A 21,966-nucleotide genomic window follows, 5' to 3' on the forward strand; every position below is an offset into this window, starting at 1 on the left:
GAACCGGCACGGTCCCTGTGGGAGAGTCTTCAGCCCTCAGGGCTGCGCCGCCGCACAGACAATCGGTATCGAACGCGCGGCGCGCACCCTGTGCAATCAACACGTGACAGGATGCCCCATGCCTCCCAAGCCGCCTTTACCCTTCCAGCCCACCGGTTTCGTCAAAGTGCGCGGCGCCCGTGAGCACAACCTCAAGCATGTCGATGTCGACATCCCCCGCGATGCGTTGGTGGTGTTCACCGGCGTGTCCGGCTCGGGCAAGTCTTCCCTGGCGTTCTCGACGGTGTACGCCGAGGCCCAGCGCCGCTATTTCGAATCGGTCGCACCCTATGCCCGGCGCCTGATCGACCAGGCCGGCGTGCCGGATGTGGACGCCATCGAAGGCCTGCCGCCCGCCGTGGCCTTGCAGCAGCAGCGCGGCACCCCGAGCGCACGCTCCTCGGTGGGCAGCGTGACCACGCTGTCGAGTTCGATCCGCATGCTGTATTCGCGGGCCGGACATTACCCGGCCGGCCAGCCGATGCTGTACGCCGAGGACTTCTCCGCCAACACCCCGCAGGGCGCCTGCGCCGAGTGCCACGGCCTGGGCCGGGTCTATGAGGTGACTGAAGCGACCTTGGTGCCCGACCCCTCGCTGAGCATTCGCGAGCGCGCCATCGCCGCCTGGCCGCCGGCCTGGCAAGGGCAGAACCTGCGCGACATCCTGGTGACGATGGGCTATGACGTCGACGTGCCGTGGCGTGATCTGCCCCAAGCCGAGCGCGACTGGATTCTGTTCACCGATCAGACGCCGACCGTTCCCGTCTACGCCGGCCTCACGCCCGCGCAGACCCGCACGGCGCTCAAGCGCAAGCTCGAACCCAGTTACCAAGGCACCTTCAGCGGCGCCAAACGCTATGTGCTGCATACCTTCATGCACTCGCAGAGCGCGCAGATGCGCCAGCGTGTGTCGCAGTTCATGCGCCCCGGCCCATGCCCGGCGTGTGGCGGCAAACGGCTCAAGCCAGCGGCACTGAGCGTGACCTTCGATGGCCTGGACATCGCCGAGCTGTCGCAACTGAGCCTGGCCGAGTTGGGCCAGGTGCTGCGCCGGGTCCTCAGCGGGCACTCTGCCAGCGCCTCCACTGCCCCTGCGCTGTCGGCGGAAAAGCAACTGGCTGCCCAACGCATCGCTGAAGAACTGCTGCAGCGTCTGCAGAGCCTGCTCGACCTGGGCCTGGGCTACCTGTCGCTGGGCCGCAGCACGCCCAGCTTGTCGTCGGGCGAGCTGCAACGCTTGCGCCTGGCCACCCAGCTCAACGCGCAGCTGTTCGGCGTGATCTACGTGCTCGACGAGCCTTCTGCCGGGCTGCACCCCGCCGACAGCGAAGCGCTGTACAGCGCCTTGCAACGGCTCAAGCAGGCGGGCAACTCGGTGTACGTGGTCGAGCACGACGTCGAGACCATGCGCCGCGCCGACTGGCTGGTGGACGTCGGCCCGGCGGCCGGGGAACACGGCGGGCGCGTGCTGTACAGCGGCCCGCCGGCAGGGCTGGCGAAGGTGACCGAGTCGCGCACACGACCCTATCTGTTCGCCGAGCACACCGGCAGCGCACGCGCCCCCCGTGAGCCGGCGCACTGGCTGCACCTGGAGGGCATCACCCGCAACAACCTGCAGCAATTGAACGTGGCCCTACCGCTGGGCTGTTTCACCTCGGTCACCGGTATCAGCGGTTCGGGCAAATCCAGCCTGGTCAGCCAGGCGCTGCTGGAGCTGGTGGGTGCTCATCTGGGCCGCGGGCAAGCGCCTGCCGAGCAGGATGCCGCCACGCTGGAAGATGATGCCGAACGGCCCAGCGCGGGGCAGATCACGGCCGGTCTGCAACACCTCAAGCGCTTGGTGGATGTCGACCAGAAGCCGATCGGCCGTACTCCACGCTCGAACCTGGCCACCTATACCGGCCTGTTCGACCACGTGCGCAAGCTGTTCGCCAACACGGCTGAGGCCAAGGCCCACGGCTTCGATGCCGGACGTTTTTCCTTCAACGTCGCCAAGGGCCGCTGCCCGCATTGCGAGGGCGAAGGCTTCGTCAGCGTCGAGTTGCTGTTCATGCCTAGCGTGTATGCACCCTGCCCCACCTGCCACGGCGCCCGCTACAACCCCGAGACCTTGGCCATCACCTGGCAGGGCCTGACCATCGCCCAGGTGTTGCAGCACACCGTCAGCCAGGCGCTGGAGGTGTTCAGCAACCAAGCGGCCATTGGCCGTAGCTTGCAGGTATTGGAAGACATCGGCCTGGGCTACCTGCGCCTTGGGCAGCCAGCCACCGAACTGTCGGGCGGTGAAGCGCAGCGCATCAAGCTGGCCACCGAGCTGCAGCGCCAGGCGCGCGGCGCGACCCTGTACGTGCTGGACGAGCCCACCACCGGGCTGCATCCCGAAGACGTCGACCGTTTGTTGCTGCAGCTCAACCACCTGGTCGATGCCGGGCACAGCGTACTGGTCGTCGAGCACGACATGCGCGTGGTGGCGCAGAGCGACTGGGTAATCGACATTGGCCCTGGCGCGGGCAACGGCGGCGGCCGCGTAGTCGCCAGCGGCACGCCGCAGGCAGTGGCTGCCTGTAAAGGCAGCCAGACCGCGCGCTTTTTGGCGCAGTGCCTGGAACAGGGATGAAAGAGCGTATCAGGCCGGGGCGCAGCGCCCCGGCCTCATGCGCGGGCCCGGTTCACCGATGCGCCGCCCTGCAGGCGTTGGCGCTGGCGCAACTGGCCCACCAGGCCGACCACATCACGACAGTTGTTGAGGCTGTCGATCGGGACGCCGGTCAGCGTCACGCAGTTATCGAGGGTTTCACCCTGGCCCAGACGAATGGTCAGGCAGACCCCATCCGGGCAAGAGACTTCACAGCGATCCGGCAGGCAGGCCTGCTCGATCATCTGTCGCATTTCCAGTAGTGAGACGCCAATCAAGGACATGTCGCCAACCTCTCGTAGCCAGTGCGCTGCGAGGCAGACACCTGACACCGGGCGCGTGATCGGCGGGCGTGACAGGCTTGCGCCTGCTTGGGTCACCGCATGCAGCCTGTGCCAACGCCCCTGACGCACAGGCAGGTGCTCAGAGGTCGGGAGGTGTTCAGCGCAGCTCTGAGCACCTTAGTGGAAGAACCCCTGGGGGCGGTGACCGTTCAGTCGAGTGGGGCGGCATGCGACCGGCGGTCTGCCTTGGCTGGCCATGTCGGGTTCAGGGGCGCCGGCTGCGCGGCGGGACAACGGCCACCCTGGCATTCGGGCACACTATAGCGTTTCGATGGCCAGGCACCCTGCGATGAACACCCTCAAGACCGCCCTGCAACAAGGCCGCTTTGCCTGCATCCTGGAGTTCGTGCCCAAGCCGTCTGCTGCGCGCTTCGCTGCGGTGGCGACGATGATGGCGCGGGTCGAGCTGTGCGGCTGGCCGTTGACCGTGTCGATGGGCGATCGTGTTGGCAGCCGCCTCGATCTGTCGCCGCTCGAGGCCCATGCCAGCCTGCCTGAGCGCGTGCCGACGCTGCTGCACTTTTCCGGCAAGGACCGCGAGCGGCAGGACCTGTTGGCCCAGCTTGAGCAGATGGACGCCGCCGGCCTCGACCAGTTGCTGCTGCTCACCGGCGACCGCCTGCACGGCCATCGACCGGGCGAGCATCCGGTGCGCTACCTGGAATCGGTGGCCGCGCTGCAGATCGTGCGCCAGGCGCGGCCCGACTGGCTGCTGGGTGCGGCGCTCAATCCGTTCAAGTACCGCGAGGAAGAAGGCGGCGCGCAGTACTTCAAGGCGACGAAGAAGCTCCAGGCCGGCGCGGACTTTCTCGACCTGCAGCTGGGTTTCGACATGGACAAGCACATCGAGGCCCTGCAGTGGATGCAGCGCCAGCCGGTGCCCAAGCCACTGATCGCCTGCCTGATCGCCGTGACCCACGGGCGGGCGAAGATGCTCCAGCACGTCGCCGGCGTGACCGTGTCGCCTTCGATGCTGCAGATGCTGGCCGCCGAAGCGGCCGAGTCCAAGGCCTTTGCCCAGGCGCGCAGCATCCGACGGCTGGCCTTGCAGGTGACCGAGCTGGCGCGCATCGGCTACGCCGGGGTGCATGTGTCCGGCCTGCATGAGCCGGCGCACATGGACGCGCTGGAGGCAGCCATCGAGCAATGTCGGGCCGAGATCCAGCACCCGGCGCAATGGCAGGCCGCCTGGGACGCGGCCTGGAACCTGCCCGGCGAGGCACCGGTGACGTTCCATCCCGAACAGGCCAGTTGGCGGCTGGGTGAAACCAAGGTACAGCCGTCATACCGGGAAGCGGCCCGGGTACGCCTGCTCGGCGCCCTGCACCATCAGCTGTTCAGCCGCACCACGGTGCTCAGCCGCGGGTTCGCCTGGCTGGTCCGGCGACCGCTGTGGGCCGGCGAACGCGGTGCGCGCTGGCTGCATGGCCTTGAGCGCAGTGTCAAGCGCCCGCTGGTGGGTTGCGACACCTGCGGCAGTTGCCGGCTTGAGCACACCTTGTACATCTGCCCCGAGACCTGCCCCAAAGGCCTGGCCAACGGACCCTGCGGCGGCACCCAGCTCAACCGCTGCGAGTTTGGCGACCGCGAATGCATCCACAGCGTGCGCTACCGCACCGCCAAGGCCGACCGCGAGGCGGCGCTGGCCAGCCAGCAATTGATCGCCTGCGTGGAGGTTGGCGACCGGCATCGCAGTTCCTGGCCGGTGTGGTTCGCCGCGCCGCGCGAGCAGCCGGCTCAGCCGGACTGAACCTGCGCCCCCTCACCTAAGCTAGGCGAGGCGCTGAGGCTCGGCCAGGCTCCAAGGCAGTCAGGCACGCGGGGTCAGAGCACCGGGTGGGGCTGCCAAGCCACCGGCGCCTGGGCCGACCTTCGCCGCACGACTTTTCACACAAGGCCTCGGGAACAGCGTTCGCGCCTGGCGCTCTAAGCCTGCAGCCAAGCGCCGTGCCCCGCAGTATCGGCGCACAACGCCCTCTGCAGCGTGGTCATGCACTGCCTGCACTGCGCGCAGGCCTCGCCCACCGGCACCTTTTATACGAGACCGCTATGGACGCCCAGCAATTCGTCGCCCTCTGGAAGGCTGAAAAAGCCGCCGCGGTGCAATCGCTCCACACCCCCGCAACGCAGGTGAGCGCGCAGCTGGCGGCAATGCAGCTGTCCGAGGTGCAGACCCGCCAGCTCCACGCGCTGCTCGACGGCGTGCTCACCGACGTGATGTACACACTGCTGCTGGGGCTCGACGGCTGCGCCAGCATCGGCGGCGAGCAACATGATTTCAGCCTGCGCAACGAGGCAGGCGAGCCGATCGATGGCCTGCAGAGCGAAGCTTATGAGCAGTTTCACGGTGCGGCGTAAGCGCCCGGCCACGCCGCAGGGCAGCGTCAAGGCGGCCCCTCGGCAGGGTTGCCCGGGCAGTCTGAGCGCAATGCGCATGCGCAGGCTCGACCTAATGGCATATTGCCCGGTAATCTCGCACCTTTCCGCCCGCCCCCTCTTTTCAACCGCCCGAGCACCCTCACGCGGTCACTGTGACGTCCAAGCATGAATAACCCCGACCGGCCGTTCCCTGTTCTGCACACCCTCGACCGCGCTGCGCTGGAGGCCGAAGTGCTGCGCTTGCGCGCACAGCTGCGCAGCGCGGGGCTCGATCCCGAGCAACCTGTCGACGACAGGGCCATGGCCGTGTCGGCCAGCGAGCGACACCGCCGTGCGCTGAACGCCGCGCGCCAGTGGGCGGTATTTGAAAGCGCCGTGGATTTTGCCATCGTCCTCACCGACCACAATGGCATCGTCACTGACTGGAACGCCGGGGCCACCCACGTCATGGGCTGGACCGCCGAGGAAGTGTGCGGCGAAGGGGCCGAACGTTTCTTCACGCCTGAAGATCGTGCGCGGGGCCGGGTGGCCGAAGAAATGCGCCTGGCCCTGCGTGATGGCCGCGTCTCGGACGAGCGCTGGCACCTGCGCAAGGACGGCGGACGCTTCTGGGCCTCGGGCGAAATGATGCCGCTGTACAGCGAGCAGGACCTGCTGCTCGGCTTCATGAAGATCCTCCGTGACCGCACCCACGAGCATCTGGCCGGCAAGGCCATTGCCGAGGCCCAGGAACGTCACCGCCTGGCGGCCAAAGCGACCAACGACGCCATCTGGGACTGGGACCTGCGCAGCAGCCACGTGCTCTGGAACGACGCCCTGCACGAGGCTTACGGTCACCCTATCGACCACGGCCAGATGCGCCACCAGTGGTGGATGGCGCACATCCACCCTGACGACCGCGCACGCATCAGCACCTCCCTGCGCGAGGTGATCGACGGCGTCGGCACCACGTGGAGCGACGGCTATCGGTTCGAACGCGCCGACGGTTCCTACGCCGAAGTGCTCGACCGCGGCCACGTCAGCCGCGACGCCGAAGGCAACGCCGTGCGCATGATCGGCGCCATGCTCGACATGACTCGCATGCGCTCGGCCGAAACCGCCCTGCGCCGCAGCGAAGAACGCTTTCGGACCATGCTCGGGATCATCGAGACCGCCTTTGCCATCGTCGAGGTGAAGTTCGACCAGAACGACGATCCTGTGGACTACCGCTTCATCGAGGTCAACCCGGCGTTTGAACGCCAGGCCGGGGTCAACCTGCAAGGCAAGTGGGTCACCGAATACGCCCCGGACCTGGAACCGTTCTGGTTCCAGATGTATGGCCACGTGGCCAAGACCGGCGAATCGAGCCAGTTCGAGAACTATTCCAAGCCGTTCGCCCGCTGGTTCGACGTGCGCGCTGTGCGCGTGGGCGAGCCGCAGGCGCGGCAGATCGGCATCTTCTTCAACGATGTCACCGAGCGGCGTAATGCGCAGGAGCGCTTGCTGGTCAGCGAGCAGCTGGCGCGCGAGAACGTCGAACGGGTGCAACTGGCCCTGGCCGCCGGCGCCATCATCGGCACCTGGCACTGGGACCTGGTGCACGACCGCTTCACGGTCGATGAGGCCTTTGCGTTGGCGTTCGGCCTGGACCCGGCGATGGGTCGGGTCGGGCTGAGTCTCGAACAGGTGGTGACCACCGTGCACCCGGAGGACCGCGCCGGGTTGATCGCGGCCATCGACGAGGCCTGCCAGCGCGGCGGTGCCTACGCCCATCAGTACCGAGTCAAACGCGCTGACGGCCAGTACTACTGGATCGAAGCCAACGGCCGGGTGGATCACGCTGCCGACGGCACCCCGCTGGACTTCCCCGGCGTGCTGATCGACGTCGGTGAGCGCCGCGCCGTCCGTGAGGAGCGAGACCACGCCCTCAATGCCCTGCGCCACCTCACCGAGACCCTCGAACAGCGCGTCGCCGAGCGCACCCTGGAGCTGATGCAGTCAGAAGAGAAACTGCGCCAGTCACAGAAAATGGAAGCAGTCGGGCAGCTCACCGGCGGCCTGGCGCACGACTTCAACAACCTCCTGGCGGGCATTTCCGGCGCGCTGGAACTGATGAAACTGCGCATCAGCCAGAACCGCCTGGGCGATGTCGATAAATACATGACCGCCGCCCAGGGTGCGGCCAAACGCGCTGCAGGCCTGACCCATCGCCTACTGGCCTTCTCGCGCCGCCAGACCCTCGATCCGCAGGCCATTGACGTGGTCAAGCTGATCGAGGAGTTGAGCGACCTGATCCAGCGCAGCGTGGGGCCGAGCATCGTCATCGAGACCTTCTCGGTCGGCGGCTACTGGCGCGCCCGCGCCGATGCCAGCCAGCTGGAAAATGCCCTGCTCAACCTGTGCATCAACGCCCGCGATGCGATGCCCGAAGGGGGCCGCATCATCATCGAGACGGCCAACCGCTGGATCGGCGTGGAGGCCGCACGGGTGCTGGACGTGCCGACCGGGCAGTACCTGTCGATCAGCGTCATCGACAACGGTACGGGCATGCCCCCTGAGGTGCTGGCCAAAGCCTTCGATCCGTTCTTCACCACCAAGCCTATCGGCCAAGGCACGGGCCTGGGGCTGTCGATGATCTATGGCTTCGCCAAGCAGTCGGGGGGCCAGGCACGGATCTTCTCCGAGGTGGGCCGCGGCACCACCGTGACCATCTACCTGCCGCGTTCCCAGGACACGGCAGTCGAGCACCGGATCGAGCCGAACGAAAGCCCAGCGGTGCGCCATCCGGCCGGCAAGACCGTGCTGATCGTCGACGATGAACCCACCGTGCGCCTGCTGCTCAACGACGTGCTCGGCGACCTGGGCTACAACGTGATTGACGCCGCAGACAGCGTTGCCGGGCTGGCAGTGCTGCGCTCCAATGCGGCCATCGAGCTGATGATTACCGATGTCGGCCTGCCGGGCGGTCTGAACGGCCGCCAGCTGGCCGATGCCGGTCGCGCCCTGCGCCCGGCCCTGAAAACCCTGTTCATCACCGGCTATGCGGAAAGCGCAGCGATCGGCAATGGCCAGTTGGAGCCGGGCATGTTGATCCTGACCAAGCCGTTTGCGGTGGATGCACTGGTGGCTCGAGTCAGGGAGCTGATGGAGCTTTGACGCTGAGGGCGCGGGCTTGGTGCCGGGCGCTGCGCCGTCACATGCAGCCCGCACGGTGCGCGCTGGCGTCGCTCCAGGCACCCGCCAACGCAGGAGCAGCGCACGGCTGAGCGGTGCCAGCCCCTGTGCCGTCGAGTGCGGTTGACCGCACTAGGTTCTTTACGAAAAGCCTTGAGACGAAGGCCAGGCAAGGCGAAAACGGCCGAGCAAGCGGAGTGCACTGGAGTACATGAGCATTCCGAGGGCGTTTTCAACGCAGCATGGGCGAGTATCGAGGTTTTTCGTACAGACCTAGGCCCGTGGGGGCAGGTAGCGGCTTAGCTCGAACTTGCCAATCGCCGCCCGGTGCACCTCGTCCGGGCCGTCGGCCAGGCGCAAGGTGCGTTGCATGGCGTACATGTAGGCCAGCGGGAAATCGTCGCTGACGCCTGCCCCGCCGTGCATCTGAATCGCCCGGTCGATGACCTGCAGCGCCACATTGGGCGCCACCACCTTGATTTGCGCGATCTCGCTGCGGGCCACCTTGTTGCCCACAGTGTCCATCATGTAAGCGGCCTTGAGGGTCAGCAGGCGGGCCATTTCGATCTGCATGCGCGACTCGGCGATCAGGTCGAGGTTGCCGCCCAGCTCCGCCAGCGGCTTGCCGAACGCCGTGCGGGTGGTGGCGCGTCGGCAGAGCAGTTGCAAGGCACGCTCGGCCATGCCGACAGAGCGCATGCAATGGTGAATACGCCCGGGGCCGAGACGGCCCTGGGCGATCTCGAAGCCGCGCCCGGGGCCGAGGATCACGTTGTCGAACGGCACCTGCACGTTGTCGAAGGTCACGTGGGCATGGCCGTGTGGGGCGTCGTCGTAGCCGAACACGCTAAGCGGCCGAACGATCTTCACGCCCGGGGTATCGGTGGGTACCAGCACCATCGAATGCTGCTGGTGGCGCGCGGCGCTGGCATCGGACAGGCCCATGAAGATCAGCACCTTGCAACGCGGGTCACAGGCCCCGGAGGTCCACCACTTGTGGCCATTGATCAGCCAGTGATCGCCGTGCTGCACAGCAGTGGCGGCCATGTTGGTGGCGTCTGATGAGGCCACGTCCGGCTCGGTCATGGCGAACGCCGAGCGGATTTCGCCGCGCAGCAGCGGTTCGAGCCATTGCTGTTTCTGCGCGGGGCTGGCATAGCGCACCAGCACCTCCATGTTGCCGGTGTCCGGCGCCGAGCAGTTGAAGGGCTCGGGGCCGAGCAGCGAGCGGCCCATGATCTCGGCCAAGGGCGCGTAGTGCAGATTGCTCAGGCCCGCACCGTACTCGGAGTCGGGCAGAAACAGGTTCCACAGCCCGGCCGCCCTGGCCTGCGCCTTGAGCGTCTCGACGATGGCCGTGGGCTGCCAGCGGTCGCCCTCTGCCACCTGCTGAGCAAAGACCTTTTCAGCCGGATAGACGTGTTCGTCCATGAATGCTGTAACACGTTCGCGCAGGGCTTGGACCTTGGGCGTGTAGGCGAAGTCCATGGGCAGCGCTTCCTGACAGGTGGCAATGAGGAGGGCGAGGCGTGGCAGACGTTGGCAGGTGCTGATTCGCCGTTGCCAGCGCGCGATGCGTACGAGCCTGTCCAGCAGGCAGACGAGCTTCGCCCGTGCGAGCCGTGGTGCGAGGCTCCTGTACAGCCTAGGGCAGCCCCTGCGAATTCATCCACTGTATTTTTTTGCTGTATGAACATTCATAAGCGTTATAGGATCGAGGTCTGTGTCTGTCAATGAGCCCCCGCGCATGAGCCTCAGCAAGGTCGACCTCAACCTGTTCATCGTTTTCGATGCGATCTACACCGAAGCCAACCTGACCCGCGCCGGGCAGATCGTCGGCATCACCCAGCCGGCGGTCTCCAACGCCCTCTCACGCCTGCGCGAAACCTTCAACGACCCGTTGTTCGTGCGCACCGCCCAAGGCATGGTGCCCACTCCCATGGCGCAGAACATCATCGGCCCAGTACGCAACGCCCTCGCCCTGCTGCGGGTGTCGGTACAGGAAAGCCGCCTGTTCAACCCGCTGGAGGCGAGCAAGACCTTCCGCATCAGCATGACCGACCTGATCGAGGCGGTGATCCTGCCGCCGCTGTTCCAGCGCCTGCGCCGGCTGGCGCCTGGGGTGATGATCGAGAGCTTTCTCAGCAAGCGCCGTGAAACCACCAAGGAGCTGGCGGCCGGGCGCCTGGACTTTGCCGTGGATGCGCCGCTGAACACCGACCCGCAAGTGCGCCACGTCAAGCTGCTGCAAGACCGCTTCGTCTGCGCCCTGCGCCAGGGCCACCCACTGGCGGACACACGGCTGACCCTGGACAGCTATCTGTCGATGTCGCACATCCACATCTCCAGCCGGCGCAATGGCCTGGGTTACGTTGACCTGGCGCTGGGCCGGATGGGTGTGCAGCGCAAGGTGGTCCTGCGCTCGCAGCATTACCTGATGGCCTGCCAGGTGCTGCAGCAGTCAGACCTGGTAATGACCGTGCCCGAACGCTTCGCCCGCCGCCATCAGTTGCGCCACCTGCCGTTGCCACTGGAGGTGACGCCGCTGGAAACCCACCTGTACTGGCACGAAAGCACCGACCAGGACCCGGCCAACCGCTGGATGCGCGAGCAGATCATCGAGTTGTGCCAGCGGGTGGCGGCGCAGGATGAAGTACCGGTAACGGCCGACAGCCAGAGCACGTCGTTGTAAGCGTGCCCCACTGGCCCTCCTGGGCTTTTCGTACAGCGCCTACAGCACCCGCTTGATCAACGGTTCCAAGCGGCTGTAACGCAGGCGCCGCAGGAAGGTACGGACCTTCTTGGGGTGGTCGCCCTTCTCGCCCAGATCGCTGGGCTGGTCGACCTGTTCGGTGTGGCGGCGAATGCCGTCGAGCTCCGCTTGGCGTGGCGCCAACCACTCGCCGTTGGGGTCATCGATCAGCAAGGCGTTTTCCAGGTCGAGGTTGAAGCCACGCGGGTTGAAGTTGTTGCCGGTCAGCAGGCTATAACGCTGGTCGACCCACAAGCCCTTGGCATGGAAGGTATGGCCTGGATCGTTCCACACCCGCAGCCGCAGTTGGCCGCTGGCCAGCGCGCGGTGCTGGCGGCGAGCGAAGGCGCGCAGGTTGTCTTCGTACAGGTACGGAAGCACGCCACTGGCACTGAAGGGTTGATCGGGGGCAACGTAAAAATCGTTGGCGGTGCGGTGGCCGACGATCAGCTCTACTTGCACGCCGCGGCCCAGCGCCAGGCGAATTTCGCGCATCAGCATGCGCGGCGGGTTGAAGTAGGGCGTGCACACCACCAGCTCGCCGCGTGCGGCGCGGACCAAGGCGCAGAGGGTGTGGTTGAGGGTGTTGCCGCGGCCGATGCCAAGCAGCGGGATGACGCGCAACCCTTCAGTGGCCGGTGCGGCGATTTCATACTGCAGTTGCCGCAGGCGTCCACGCAGACGCCGGATCTTGCCGCGCAGGCTGCGACTGTCAGGCACATCGGGCTGGTCGAGGCGTGGCGTCGCGTCACCGCTGACGATCTGGCGCACCACGCCGACCACCGCTTGCGCCAGGCCGGCGCTGCGCAGCAGGTGGTAGCGGTCCAGGCGGTAGCGCTCGAAGCGGTGCAGGTAGACATTGTTGAAGCTGGCACCGGTATAGAGCACGCAGTCATCGATCACACTGCCCTTGAGGTGCAGCACGCCGAACAGCTCGCGGGTTTGCACCGGTACCCCGTGGATGACCACATCAAGGCCCTGCAAGCGCCGTTGCGCCTGGTACCAGGCGGCATTGCCCGGCTGCTTGCCGGCACCGAGCAGCCCGCGCTGGGCGCGGAACAGATCGACCACCACGGTGATGTCCAGCGCCGGTCGCGCCGCCTTGGCCCGGTACAGCGCATCGAGCACCTCCTGGCCGGCCTCGTCTTCCTGCAGGTACAACGCCACCAGCACGATGCGTCGGGTCGCGTTGCCGATCAGTTCGAGCAGAGCGCGGCGGTAGCTGGCGGCGTCCGGCAGCACTTCGATGGCATCGGGGGTGATGGCTACGCCAGGCAGGCGGGCTAGCGAGGAATCGAGCATCACGAAAAGGCAACCTCCAGGCAGACAGCCGCTGATGCGCTGCTGCAGTAGTCTATACGTGGGGCCAGTGTAGGGCCTGGGACGTGACTGACCCAAGGATAAATACAGCTGGGTGCTGGATGCGCAGCTGCGCCACTCCCGGTCTAGCCTGGCGCCCGGGGGCGAGCGCGCAAGTGTTGGGTGGGGGCGGTGTTGCGTTCCCGTTGTTCAGCGTCGCTTCACGGGCAGAAACCTTCGATGACGAACTTCCCTGGGCGCCGATGAGTCTGACGCCCCATCCAGACCACTGCTCAAGGACCCCGCCATGCACCGCATGACACCCGTCGCTGGCCCGCAGGCCACTCCCGCACAGGCCGCCAGGTCATGAGCGCGTTCCCCGATGACATCGATCTGAGCACCTTCTGGGACGACTGCGACTATGCCCTCAAGGCCTACATCGATGCGTCGCCCAGCGACGCCTGTGTCGCCGAGGTTCAAGCGCAGCTTGGCTACCGTTTGCCCGCGTCCTATGTCGCCTTCATGCGTCGGCACAACGGCGGCTTGCCGCACAACACCTGCTTTCCCACCGATGAGTCGACCTCATGGGCTGAAGATCACGCTGCCATCAGCGGCTTCCTGAGCATCGGGCGACAGAAGATGCATTCGCTGTGCGGCGAATTGGGTAGCCGCTTCATGATCGAAGCGTGGGGCTATCCGGACATCGGCGTGTACATCTGCGATACGCCAAGCGCCGGGCACGACATGGTGGCACTCGACTACCGCGCCTGTGGCCCTCAGGGCGAGCCCCAGGTGGTGCACGTCGATCAGGAAGGTGACTACCGCATCACCGTGCTGGCCAAGAACTTCGAGACGTTCGTGCGCGGGCTGGTCAACGAAGCGGTATACGACAGGTCGGAGGAACTGTTCGAGGACGACCTCTACCGAGTCACCGAGGGCGCGTTTTCGGAGATGCTCGCGCCGCTGCTGACCGACTTTGCGCCCTTTCCTCGCATCGGCGAGGCCGTGCGCGCAGTCAGCCTGCACCTGCTTCAGGAAAAACGCTGCTTCGCCCTGCACGCCGACCCTCTGTCCTACCTGCTGTATGACGTGCAGTTCTGGGTTTACCAGCAGCGACACCGGGTGCAGAGCCGCCAGCAGTACCTCGACGTCTATTCGGCAATGATCGCCTTCGGCGGCAAAGGCTTCAGCACCGGGGGCTATGCACCGGGATTCGTGGAAGACTGGTTCAAGGCGCGCGTGGAGGCCGGCGAGCTGATCGACACCGATCAGGGCATCGTGCTGAGCCAGGCGCACATGGCGCAGATGCTTGAACAGTTGCAACGCGCACTCGAGGCGGCGGCCCAGTAAGGGCGCCTCGCGCCTGCAACCCTGCGCTGACGTGGAAGCCGCAGGGCGTGCAGGTGCGCGTTGACAGGGGTTGCCCGCGTCAGGGCAGCGTCCTGGCTACACCGCGCGCTTCAGGTCGAACCGATCCAGCTCCATGACCTTTACCCACGCCGCGGCGAAGTCCTTGATGAAGCGTGCGTTGCCATCGCTGCTGCCATACACCTCGGCCAGTGCCCGCAGTTGCGCGTGGGAGCCGAACACCAGGTCGACACGGCTGCCGGTCCAGCGCACTTGGCCGGTCTGGCGGTCACGGGCTTCGAACGCGTCATTTTCGGACGAGGTCGGCTTCCACTCCACCGCCATGTCCAGCAGGTGGCGGAAGAAATCGTTGCTGAGCACGCCGACCTGGTCGGTGAACACGCCTTGCGCGTTGCCGCCATGGTTGACCCCCAGTACCCGCAGGCCGCCGATCAGCACGGTCATTTCCGGGGCCGTGAGGGTCAACAGTTGCGCACGGTCGAGCAGCAGCCGCTCGGCGCCGACGCTGTAACGCGCCTTGGTGAAGTTGCGAAAGCCATCGTGCAGCGGTTCCATCACCGCGAACGACTCGACGTCGGTCTGCGCTTGCGATGCATCGCTGCGTCCACCGTGGAACGGCACCTCCAGCGTATGCCCCGCAGCCTTGGCGGCCTGCTCGACCGCGGCTGTGCCGCCCAGCACGATCAGATCCGCAAGCGACACGTGCTGGCCACCGGCATTGAATTGCGCCTGCACGCGCTCCAGCACCTCCAGCACCTTGCGCAGTTGCTCCGGCTGGTTCACCGCCCAGTCTTTTTGCGGGGCGAGGCGAATGCGCGCGCCGTTGGCGCCGCCACGTTTGTCCGAGCCACGGAAGGTCGAGGCCGACGCCCAAGCGGTGGACACCAGCTCGGCGGTGCTCAAGCCCGAGTTCAACAGCTGATGCTTCAAGGTGCTCAGGTGTTGTGCCGAGAGCGGGCTGCCGGCCTTGGGCAGAGGGTCTTGCCAGAGCAGTTCTTCTTGCGGCAGTTCCGGGCCCAGGTAGCGCGACAGCGGGCCCATGTCGCGGTGGATCAGCTTGTACCAGGCGCGGGCGAAGGCGTCGGCCAGTTGCTCGGGATGATCCTTGAAGTGCCGGGCGATGGGCCCGTAGATCGGATCCAGGCGCAGCGCCAGGTCCGAGGTGAGCATCGCAGGCGCGTGACGTTTGCTGGCGTCGAAGGCATCCGGCACCTGCCCGGCGCCCTGCCCTTGGGTCGGCCGCCACTGGTGCGCGCCCGCCGGGCTCTTGAACAGCTCCCACTCGAAGTTGAACAGGTTTTCCAGGTATTCGTTACTCCAGCGCGTCGGCGTGGAGGTCCAGGTGACTTCCAGGCCGCTGGTGATGGCATCGGCGCCCACGCCGCTGCGATAGCGGTTGTGCCAGCCCAGGCCCTGGGCTTCCAGGCCGGCCGCTTCGGGCTCGGCGCCGACGTTATCGGCGGGCGCGGCGCCGTGGGTCTTGCCGAAGGCGTGGCCGCCGGCGATCAGGGCCACGGTTTCTTCGTCGTTCATGGCCATGCGGGCGAAGGTTTCGCGGATGTCACGGCCCGAAGCGACCGGGTCTGGATGACCGTCCGGGCCTTCCGGGTTGACGTAGATCAGGCCCATCTGCACCGCGGCGAGCGGGTTTTCCAGGTTGCGGTCCTGGCCAAGGTCGCGGCTCTGCTCTTCGCCGTGTTTGTCAGGCTCGGCCACCAGGTCGCCCTGGCCGGGGGTCTGCGCCTTGCCGTAGCGGGTATCGCCGCCCAGCCAGACCTTTTCCGAGCCCCAGTACACAGCTTGATCGGGTTCCCACACGTCGGGCCGGCCGGCGGAGAAGCCGAAGGTCTTGAAACCCATGGATTCGAGCGCGACGTTGCCGGTCAGCACGATCAGGTCGGCCCAGGAGATGCCCTGCCCGTACTTCTGCTTGATCGGCCAGAGCAGGCGGCGGGCCTTGTCGAGGCTGACGTTGTCGGGCCAGCTGTTGAGTGGCGCGAAACGTTGCTGGCCAGCCCCGGCGCCACCACGGCCGTCGGCAATGCGATAGGTGCCGGCGCTGTGCCAGGCCATGCGCACGAACAGCGGGCCGTAGTGGCCGAAGTCAGCGGGCCACCAAGGCTGGGAGTCGGTCATCAACGCGTGGAGGTCGCGCTTGAGGGCTTGGAAGTCGAGCTGGGCAAAAGCGCTGGGGTAGTCGAAACCGGCGCCCAGCGGGTCGGATTTAGAGGAATGCTGATGGAGGACGGCGAGATTGAGTTGATCGGGCCACCAGTCGCGGTTGCTGGTGCCACTACCTGCGGTGTGCTGGAACGGGCATTTCGATTCGGTCGACATCGGTCTCTCCCTACGGCTCGGTTTTGTCTGCAAATGCGGTCTGCGCCAGATGCTTGGCGGCCGAGCACCACAGGCTCGGGCAAGCGCCAGCTCAGCGGTGTCAGGCGCCCACATCGACGGTGTGCGCGCCGCACCCCGATCAGGCGGCAGACAGCCTTCAAAGAGCGTAGCCGAGGGAGGTTGCAGGTCTAATAGAGGCTCACTAAGCAGGTGATAGCGTGGGTGTTAGCGGGGCGAGTTCGCCTGTGCGAAACCTCGAGGACGCTACCGGCTGTGTGAGTGATCGCGGCGCCTGAGCGGGCATCGCAAGCAGGCTCGCTCTTGCAGCGTGGCCATGAGCCACGGCGCTTTTGCAGGCGCGAGCTGGCTGGCGATGGGCGGTAGCGCGGCCTCACGCCAGGCAGTGCCGAGCGCTGGCGCTGGCGCAGCTAGTTCAGCACCGCCTCGCGCAGCGCGTTCCACAGCCCCTGCACATGCGCCCGCTCGGTCGGCAGCGCGCCGATCGACACGCGCACCATCCACTGCCCGTCGAGCTTCGCTGGCGTTACATACGCCTGGCCGCTGGCGTTGAGCCGCGCCGCCCAGGCCTGGGTGTGCGCTTGCAGGCCTGGGCCTTGCAGCCCGGGCGGGCAGTGGCGCAGGCACAGCGTCTGCAGCGGCACCGGCGCCAGCAGCTGCCAGTCGTCGGCACCCTGCACCTGCTCGGCCAGCCAGCGGGCGTTGTCCAGATCGCGGCGAAGGCGCTGTTGCAAGGCCTCGACCCCCTCGCTGCGCAGCAGAAACCACAGTTTCAACGCGCGGAAACGACGGCCCAGCGGAATACCCCAATCGCGCAGGTTCTTCACCTGATCGTCGACACTCGACTGCAAATAACTGGGGTTGGTGCTCATCACCCGAATCAGGTGCTGCGGGTCGCGCACGAAATACAGCGAGCAATCAAACGCCACCCCCAGCCATTTGTGCGCGTTGACCACCAGCGAGTCGGCCTGTTCGATGCCCTGCCACATCCAGCGGCACTCGGGCAGGATCATCGCCGAGCCGGCCATCGCTGCGTCGACATGCAGCCACAGCCCGTGAGCCTTGGCGAGGTCGCCAATCGCCTGCAGTGGATCGAGCGCAGTGGTGGCCGTGGTACCCGTCGTGGCGATGATCGCGCAGGGCTGCCTGCCAGCGGCCAGGTCTTGCTCGATGGCGGCCTGCAAGGCGTCTGGGCGCAGTGCGTAGTGCTCGTCGGTGGCGATCAGGCGAATGTTGTCGCGGCCGAAGCCTGCCAGCAGTGCGGCTTTATCGACCGAGCTGTGCGCCTGGGCGCTGGCGTAGACCATCAGCGGCTTACTCTGCGCCTGCAAGCCGCCGGCGGCCAGGGCGTAATCGGTGGCACGCTCACGGGCGCAGATCAACGCCACCAAGGTGCTGGTCGAGGCGGTGTCCTGAATCACTCCGCTCCAGCGATCGGACAGGCCCAGCAATTGGCGCGTCCAGTCGAGCGTGGTTTCTTCCAGCTCGCTCAGCGCCGGGCTCGATTGCCACGACAGGCCGAGCACGCCCAACCCGGTGCTGAGGAAATCCCCCAGCACCGAGGACAGCGTGCCGTTGGAGGGAAAGTAGCCGAAGAACTGCGGGTGCTGCCAGTGGGACAAGCCGGGCATCAGCAGTTGGTCGACGTCTTCGAGAATGCGGCTGAACGGTTCACCCTGCTGCGGCGCGGCCTGGGGCAAAGCGGCTTTGAGATAGCCCGGCTCGACCTGGGCCATCACCGGGCGCTCGGCCAGGTGTTGGCGATAGTCGGCGATCAGGTCGATGAGCTGATGGCCGTGCTGGCGGAATTGTTCGGGGGTCACGGGGGTGGCTCCTGGAGTGTCGATGGATGGGCCGAGTGTAGGCCCCCACCGCGCAGCGCAGGTACTGCGGCTGGCGCATAGCTGCTATGGGCAAAGCGGCGAGCTGCGCCCTTGACGCCACGCGCTGGCGGCCGTCGACGCTACGCCCTTGGCGCTGGGCAGCCCTGCACGCTGAACTGCGATTCCCGCCACAGCGCAAACACCCGTTCACGCAACCAGCGGTGCTCGGGCGAGCCATGCCAACGTTGATGCCACACCACCCAGTAGCGTTGGCTGTGTTCGACGAAGTCCAGGCGGCGCCAGGTCAGCGGGTGACGCTGGCAGAGCTGGCGGGCGATGTGCTCGGGCAACGTGGCCAGATACCGGGTGCGGCTGAGCACCTGCACAGTGGCGGTGAAGAACGGCACGTCGAGGGCGATGTGCCGCTGCAAGCCCTGATCGCGCAGATGGCGGTCGATGAAGCTGTCCTTGTCGCCACCGGCGCAGATGCGTACATGGCGGTAGGCGAGGTAGTCGGCTTGGCTCACGGCAGTCGACACGGCCAGCGGATGTTCACGGTGCATCAGACAGACCGCGCCGTCCTCGCCCAGCACCCGGCCATGCAGGTTGGCAGGCGAGTCGTCGAACAATGTGGTGGCCAGGTCTATTTCACCCGTGGCCAACAGGTCGTAACGGCCCGCCTGCCAGGTGCGAAAGCTCAACGACACCCCCGGCGCCTCGCGCTCCAACGCCGCGACCAGCGCCGGCAGCATATGCTCGGCCACGTAGTCCGACGCGGCCAGGCAGAAGCGCCGCGTGCAGCGCGCCGGGTCGAATGCGGCCGGCTGGGGCAAGGCGCTGAGCGACTGCAGTACGGCCTGCAAGGGGGCGCGCAACTGCTCGGCCTGCTCACTGAGCACATAGCCGCGGCCCTGGCGAACCAGCAACGGGTCGTCAAACGCCTGGCGCAGGTGCACCAGCTGGCGGCTCAGGGCCGACTGGCTGCAGCCCAGGTGCTGGGCAGCGTGGCTGAGGTTCTTGAGCTGCAGCAGGCATTCGAGGGTGCGCAGGTGCGCCAGGCTGAGCGAGGCAAAGGCAGCGTTCATGGACGGGGCCTGCGCTGCCGGGGCCGTGCGCAGGCCCCGGCGCGGTAGATCACTCGGTGAGGCCGACGTAGACGTTTTGCACGTCGTCATGGTGGTCGATGGCTTCGAGGAAGGCTTCGACCTCGGCCAGGGCCTCGGCGCCGAGGCTCGACGCGCTGATCGGGTTTTTCGGGGTGTAGCCGATCTTCGCCGCGGTCACGGTGAAGCCGAATTCCGGCAGGGCTTTCTGCACCGCGCCGAGGTCGGTGGTTTCTGTAATGAACAGGGTCGAGCCCGGTTCTTCGCCCTCATCGAAATCCTGAGCGCCCGCTTCGATGGCGGCCAGTTCAGGATCGGCATCGCCTTCAGGGATCGCTTCGATCAGGCCGACGTGGTTGAAGTCCCAGGACACCGAACCGCTGGCACCCAGTTGGCCCTTGCGGAAGGCCACACGAATCTCGGCGACGGTGCGGTTGACGTTGTCGGTCAGGCATTCGACGATCAGCGGCACCTGATGCGGGGCGAAGCCCTCATACGTGACGGCGGTGTACTGCACGGTATCGCCGTCCAGGCCCGCGCCCTTGCGAATGGCGCGCTCCAGGGTTTCACGGGTCATCGAGGCCTTCTTGGCCTGGTCCACGGCCAGGCGCAGGCGCGGGTTCATGTCCGGATCGGCGCCCGATTTGGCGGCGATCTGAATCTCCTTGGCCAGTTTGCCCATGACCTTGCCCTTGGCATTGGCCGCGGCTTCTCTATGTTTGGCTTTCCACTGTGCGCCCATGGCAACTCTTCTCTATGGTCTCTGTGGCCGATTCAGGAAACGACCGGCCCAAACGTGGGGTGCAGTTTATACGCCCTCGTCGAGGTCTCGACAACTTCGCGTGCACCCGCAAACCCTGCCCTGCGTCAGCTTTTCAGCGAGTCGCCACGATGAACAGGCGGGGGAAGGCCAACAACACCTGGGCGTCGTCCGCGCCGGGGTAGTCTGCGCGCAGCGCCTCACGGTACTGCCCCAGGAAAGCGCTCTGTTGCCGCTCATCGAGCCGCGCCAGATAAGGCCGCAGCGCCGAGCCCTTGAACCACTCCACCACCGCATCGACGCCGCCGGCCAGTGGGTGATGGTAAGTGGTGCGCCACACGTCCACGCGCGCGCACAGCGGGTCGAGCAGCTCGAAATAGAAGGTCGCCGGGTGGCGCGGCGGCAGGTTCAGGTCGGCGAACAGCGACGTCCATTCGCCGCTGCCAGCGACCTCGCGCAGGCGCCGATGGCCGGGTTCGTCGAGGTTGTCGGGGGTCTGTACCGCCAGGCTGCCACCTTCGCTCAATTGGCGGACCAGGTGGGGATAGAGCGCCGCGTGGTCGGGCATCCACTGCAACGAGGCGTTGGCCAGGATCAGGTCCTGCGGCTCGGGCGCAGTCCACTGGCCGATATCAGCCTGTTCAAAACGCACCCGGGGCACGTTCAGACGTGGCCGCTGGCGCGCCTGGCCGAGCATGTCCTGGTCGTTGTCCAACGCAACCACCTGGGTATCCGGGTAGCGCTGCAGCAGCACCTCAGTGGAGTTGCCGGGGCCGCAGCCCAGGTCGGTGGCATGCCGGACCGGGCGCGGGGCCACCGCAGCCAGCAAGTCGCGCACCGGGCGCGTGCGTTGGTCTTCGAAACGGGTGTATTGGCTGGCGGACCAGGACATGGGCGACTCCTTGAACGAGAGGGGCCCTAGCATAAGACAGCCGCAGGCGAATGGCAGCCGCTGCGGCGGTAACCGCGTGCAGCGATCCTGGCCAGGCCGCGTCGTGGCCTGCGTGCCGGGTATTCCGTTTCCCGGGGTCACTGGGCATAATGGCCGCCCTTGTTGGGGAGTAGCCTGCGCTGGCGCCATCGGCACCGCGCGTTCACGTCAACATTCTCGGCAGCCGCCGTGGCGTGAACATCTGTTGAACGGCCTGAAACCGATCTGCGCACATGCAGGCGCACCAGGCAGGGTCCGGAATTGGCGAGACCAACGATGCATCCATGCCTAAGGTCGGGCGTGTGGTTGCGTCGTTGACTCATAGCCCGACCGGACAACCACCGTGAATCCTGTTTCCCTCCTCTTTCTGGCCTTGGCCATGTCCACCGACGCCTTCGCTGCTGCCATCGGCAAGGGCGCCAGCCTGCGCCATCCGCGCTTGAGCCAAGCCCTGCGCACCGGCCTGATCTTCGGCGTCATCGAAGGCATCACCCCGCTGATCGGCTGGGCGATCGGCCAGGCCGCCACAGACTATGTGCAAGCCTGGGACCACTGGATCGCCTTCACCCTGCTGGTGCTGCTGGGCCTGCACATGGTCTACAACGGCTTCAAAGATGACCCTGAGGAGGCGCAAAAGCCTGCCCAGCACGGCTTTCTGATGCTCGCCCTGACCGCCTTCGCCACCAGCATCGACGCCCTGGCCGTGGGCATCGGCCTGGCCTTCGTCGACGTCAATATCCTGGTGGCCGCAGCCTCCATCGGCCTGGCGACCCTGGTCATGGTCACCCTCGGCGTGATGCTCGGCCGGGCACTTGGCGCCCTGGTGGGCAAGCGTGCGGAGATCCTCGGCGGCGTGGTACTGATGCTGATCGGTGCCACCATTCTCTACGAGCACCTTTCGGTATAGCGAGCGTCGGTCGGATGGCCCTGGCATGCCGCCATTGGCGGCGTGAAGGTGGCTCGGGGCAGGCTTTTCACCTGCCCCCTCGTTGCCACGTGGATTTCTCGGTATGGTGGCACGCAAG

At 66.5% G+C, this 21,966-nt stretch carries 15 protein-coding genes; 7 read left to right on the forward strand and 8 right to left on the reverse strand.

From position 1 onward, the window contains the following. Positions 1-118: 118 nt before the first annotated feature. Positions 119-2,656, forward strand: a complete 2,538-nt coding sequence (locus SJI00_RS13615) for an excinuclease ABC subunit UvrA (protein ID WP_322462236.1) — start codon at positions 119-121, stop codon at positions 2,654-2,656. Between the two features lie 35 nt (positions 2,657-2,691). On the opposite strand, the gene SJI00_RS13620 is transcribed toward SJI00_RS13615, so the two are convergent. Then, a complete protein-coding gene (locus tag SJI00_RS13620; RefSeq protein ID WP_322462237.1) occupies positions 2,692-2,958 on the reverse strand; it encodes a DUF1652 domain-containing protein in 267 nt (88 codons plus the stop codon). 349 nt (positions 2,959-3,307) lie between these two features. Between SJI00_RS13620 and SJI00_RS13625 the strand changes: the two genes are divergently transcribed. The 3 genes from SJI00_RS13625 to SJI00_RS13635 all read left to right on the forward strand — a co-directional run bounded on the left by SJI00_RS13625 (position 3,308) and on the right by SJI00_RS13635 (position 8,532). After that, the gene (locus SJI00_RS13625; protein ID WP_322462238.1) at positions 3,308-4,768 is read left to right on the forward strand and encodes a methylenetetrahydrofolate reductase C-terminal domain-containing protein; all 1,461 of its coding nucleotides are present in this window, start codon (positions 3,308-3,310) and stop codon (positions 4,766-4,768) included. Positions 4,769-5,067: 299 nt separating this feature from the next. Further along, complete coding sequence (locus SJI00_RS13630) at positions 5,068-5,376, forward strand: hypothetical protein (protein WP_322462239.1); 309 nt, start codon at positions 5,068-5,070, stop codon at positions 5,374-5,376. A 321-nt stretch (positions 5,377-5,697) separates the two neighbouring features. Then, positions 5,698-8,532 carry a PAS domain-containing hybrid sensor histidine kinase/response regulator gene (locus tag SJI00_RS13635; protein ID WP_322462367.1) on the forward strand — a complete coding sequence of 945 codons (2,835 nt, stop codon included), beginning with the start codon at positions 5,698-5,700 and terminating at the stop codon, positions 8,530-8,532. A gap of 291 nt (positions 8,533-8,823) precedes the next feature. Here SJI00_RS13635 and SJI00_RS13640 read toward each other — a convergent pair whose 3' ends face one another. Beyond that, positions 8,824-10,038 (reverse strand): acyl-CoA dehydrogenase, encoded by a 1,215-nt coding sequence (locus tag SJI00_RS13640; RefSeq protein WP_322462240.1) that lies wholly within the window; start codon positions 10,036-10,038, stop codon positions 8,824-8,826. Positions 10,039-10,297: 259 nt separating this feature from the next. On the opposite strand from SJI00_RS13640, the gene SJI00_RS13645 reads away from it, so the two are divergent. Further along, on the forward strand, positions 10,298-11,242 hold the full coding sequence (locus tag SJI00_RS13645) for a LysR family transcriptional regulator (protein ID WP_322462241.1): 945 nt from the start codon (positions 10,298-10,300) through the stop codon (positions 11,240-11,242). Between the two features lie 39 nt (positions 11,243-11,281). On the opposite strand, the gene pssA is transcribed toward SJI00_RS13645, so the two are convergent. Continuing rightward, positions 11,282-12,604, reverse strand: coding sequence for a CDP-diacylglycerol--serine O-phosphatidyltransferase (gene pssA, locus SJI00_RS13650; protein ID WP_322462368.1), 1,323 nt, complete (start codon positions 12,602-12,604; stop codon positions 11,282-11,284). A 363-nt stretch (positions 12,605-12,967) separates the two neighbouring features. Here pssA and SJI00_RS13655 point away from each other — a divergent pair, with 363 nt between their 5' ends. Then, positions 12,968-13,951, forward strand: a complete 984-nt coding sequence (locus tag SJI00_RS13655) for an SMI1/KNR4 family protein (RefSeq protein WP_322462242.1) — start codon at positions 12,968-12,970, stop codon at positions 13,949-13,951. A gap of 96 nt (positions 13,952-14,047) precedes the next feature. Here SJI00_RS13655 and katG read toward each other — a convergent pair whose 3' ends face one another. From katG to tam, 5 genes are all read right to left on the reverse strand, one after another. After that, positions 14,048-16,306, reverse strand: coding sequence for a catalase/peroxidase HPI (gene katG / locus SJI00_RS13660; protein WP_322462243.1), 2,259 nt, complete (start codon positions 16,304-16,306; stop codon positions 14,048-14,050). 428 nt (positions 16,307-16,734) lie between these two features. Then, on the reverse strand, positions 16,735-18,147 hold the full coding sequence (locus SJI00_RS13665; protein WP_322462244.1) for a DOPA decarboxylase: 1,413 nt from the start codon (positions 18,145-18,147) through the stop codon (positions 16,735-16,737). A 140-nt stretch (positions 18,148-18,287) separates the two neighbouring features. Then, positions 18,288-19,232 carry a LysR family transcriptional regulator gene (locus tag SJI00_RS13670; RefSeq protein WP_322462245.1) on the reverse strand — a complete coding sequence of 315 codons (945 nt, stop codon included), beginning with the start codon at positions 19,230-19,232 and terminating at the stop codon, positions 18,288-18,290. A 49-nt stretch (positions 19,233-19,281) separates the two neighbouring features. Beyond that, positions 19,282-19,992, reverse strand: a complete 711-nt coding sequence (locus SJI00_RS13675) for a YebC/PmpR family DNA-binding transcriptional regulator (protein WP_322462246.1) — start codon at positions 19,990-19,992, stop codon at positions 19,282-19,284. A gap of 133 nt (positions 19,993-20,125) precedes the next feature. After that, on the reverse strand, positions 20,126-20,902 hold the full coding sequence (gene tam / locus SJI00_RS13680) for a trans-aconitate 2-methyltransferase (RefSeq protein ID WP_322462247.1): 777 nt from the start codon (positions 20,900-20,902) through the stop codon (positions 20,126-20,128). A gap of 382 nt (positions 20,903-21,284) precedes the next feature. Between tam and mntP the strand changes: the two genes are divergently transcribed. Further along, a complete protein-coding gene (gene mntP, locus SJI00_RS13685; RefSeq protein WP_322462248.1) occupies positions 21,285-21,848 on the forward strand; it encodes a manganese efflux pump MntP in 564 nt (187 codons plus the stop codon). Positions 21,849-21,966 lie beyond the last annotated feature (118 nt).

The organism is Pseudomonas gebzensis (assembly GCF_034427815.1).
In the GTDB taxonomy this organism is placed as follows: domain Bacteria; phylum Pseudomonadota; class Gammaproteobacteria; order Pseudomonadales; family Pseudomonadaceae; genus Aquipseudomonas.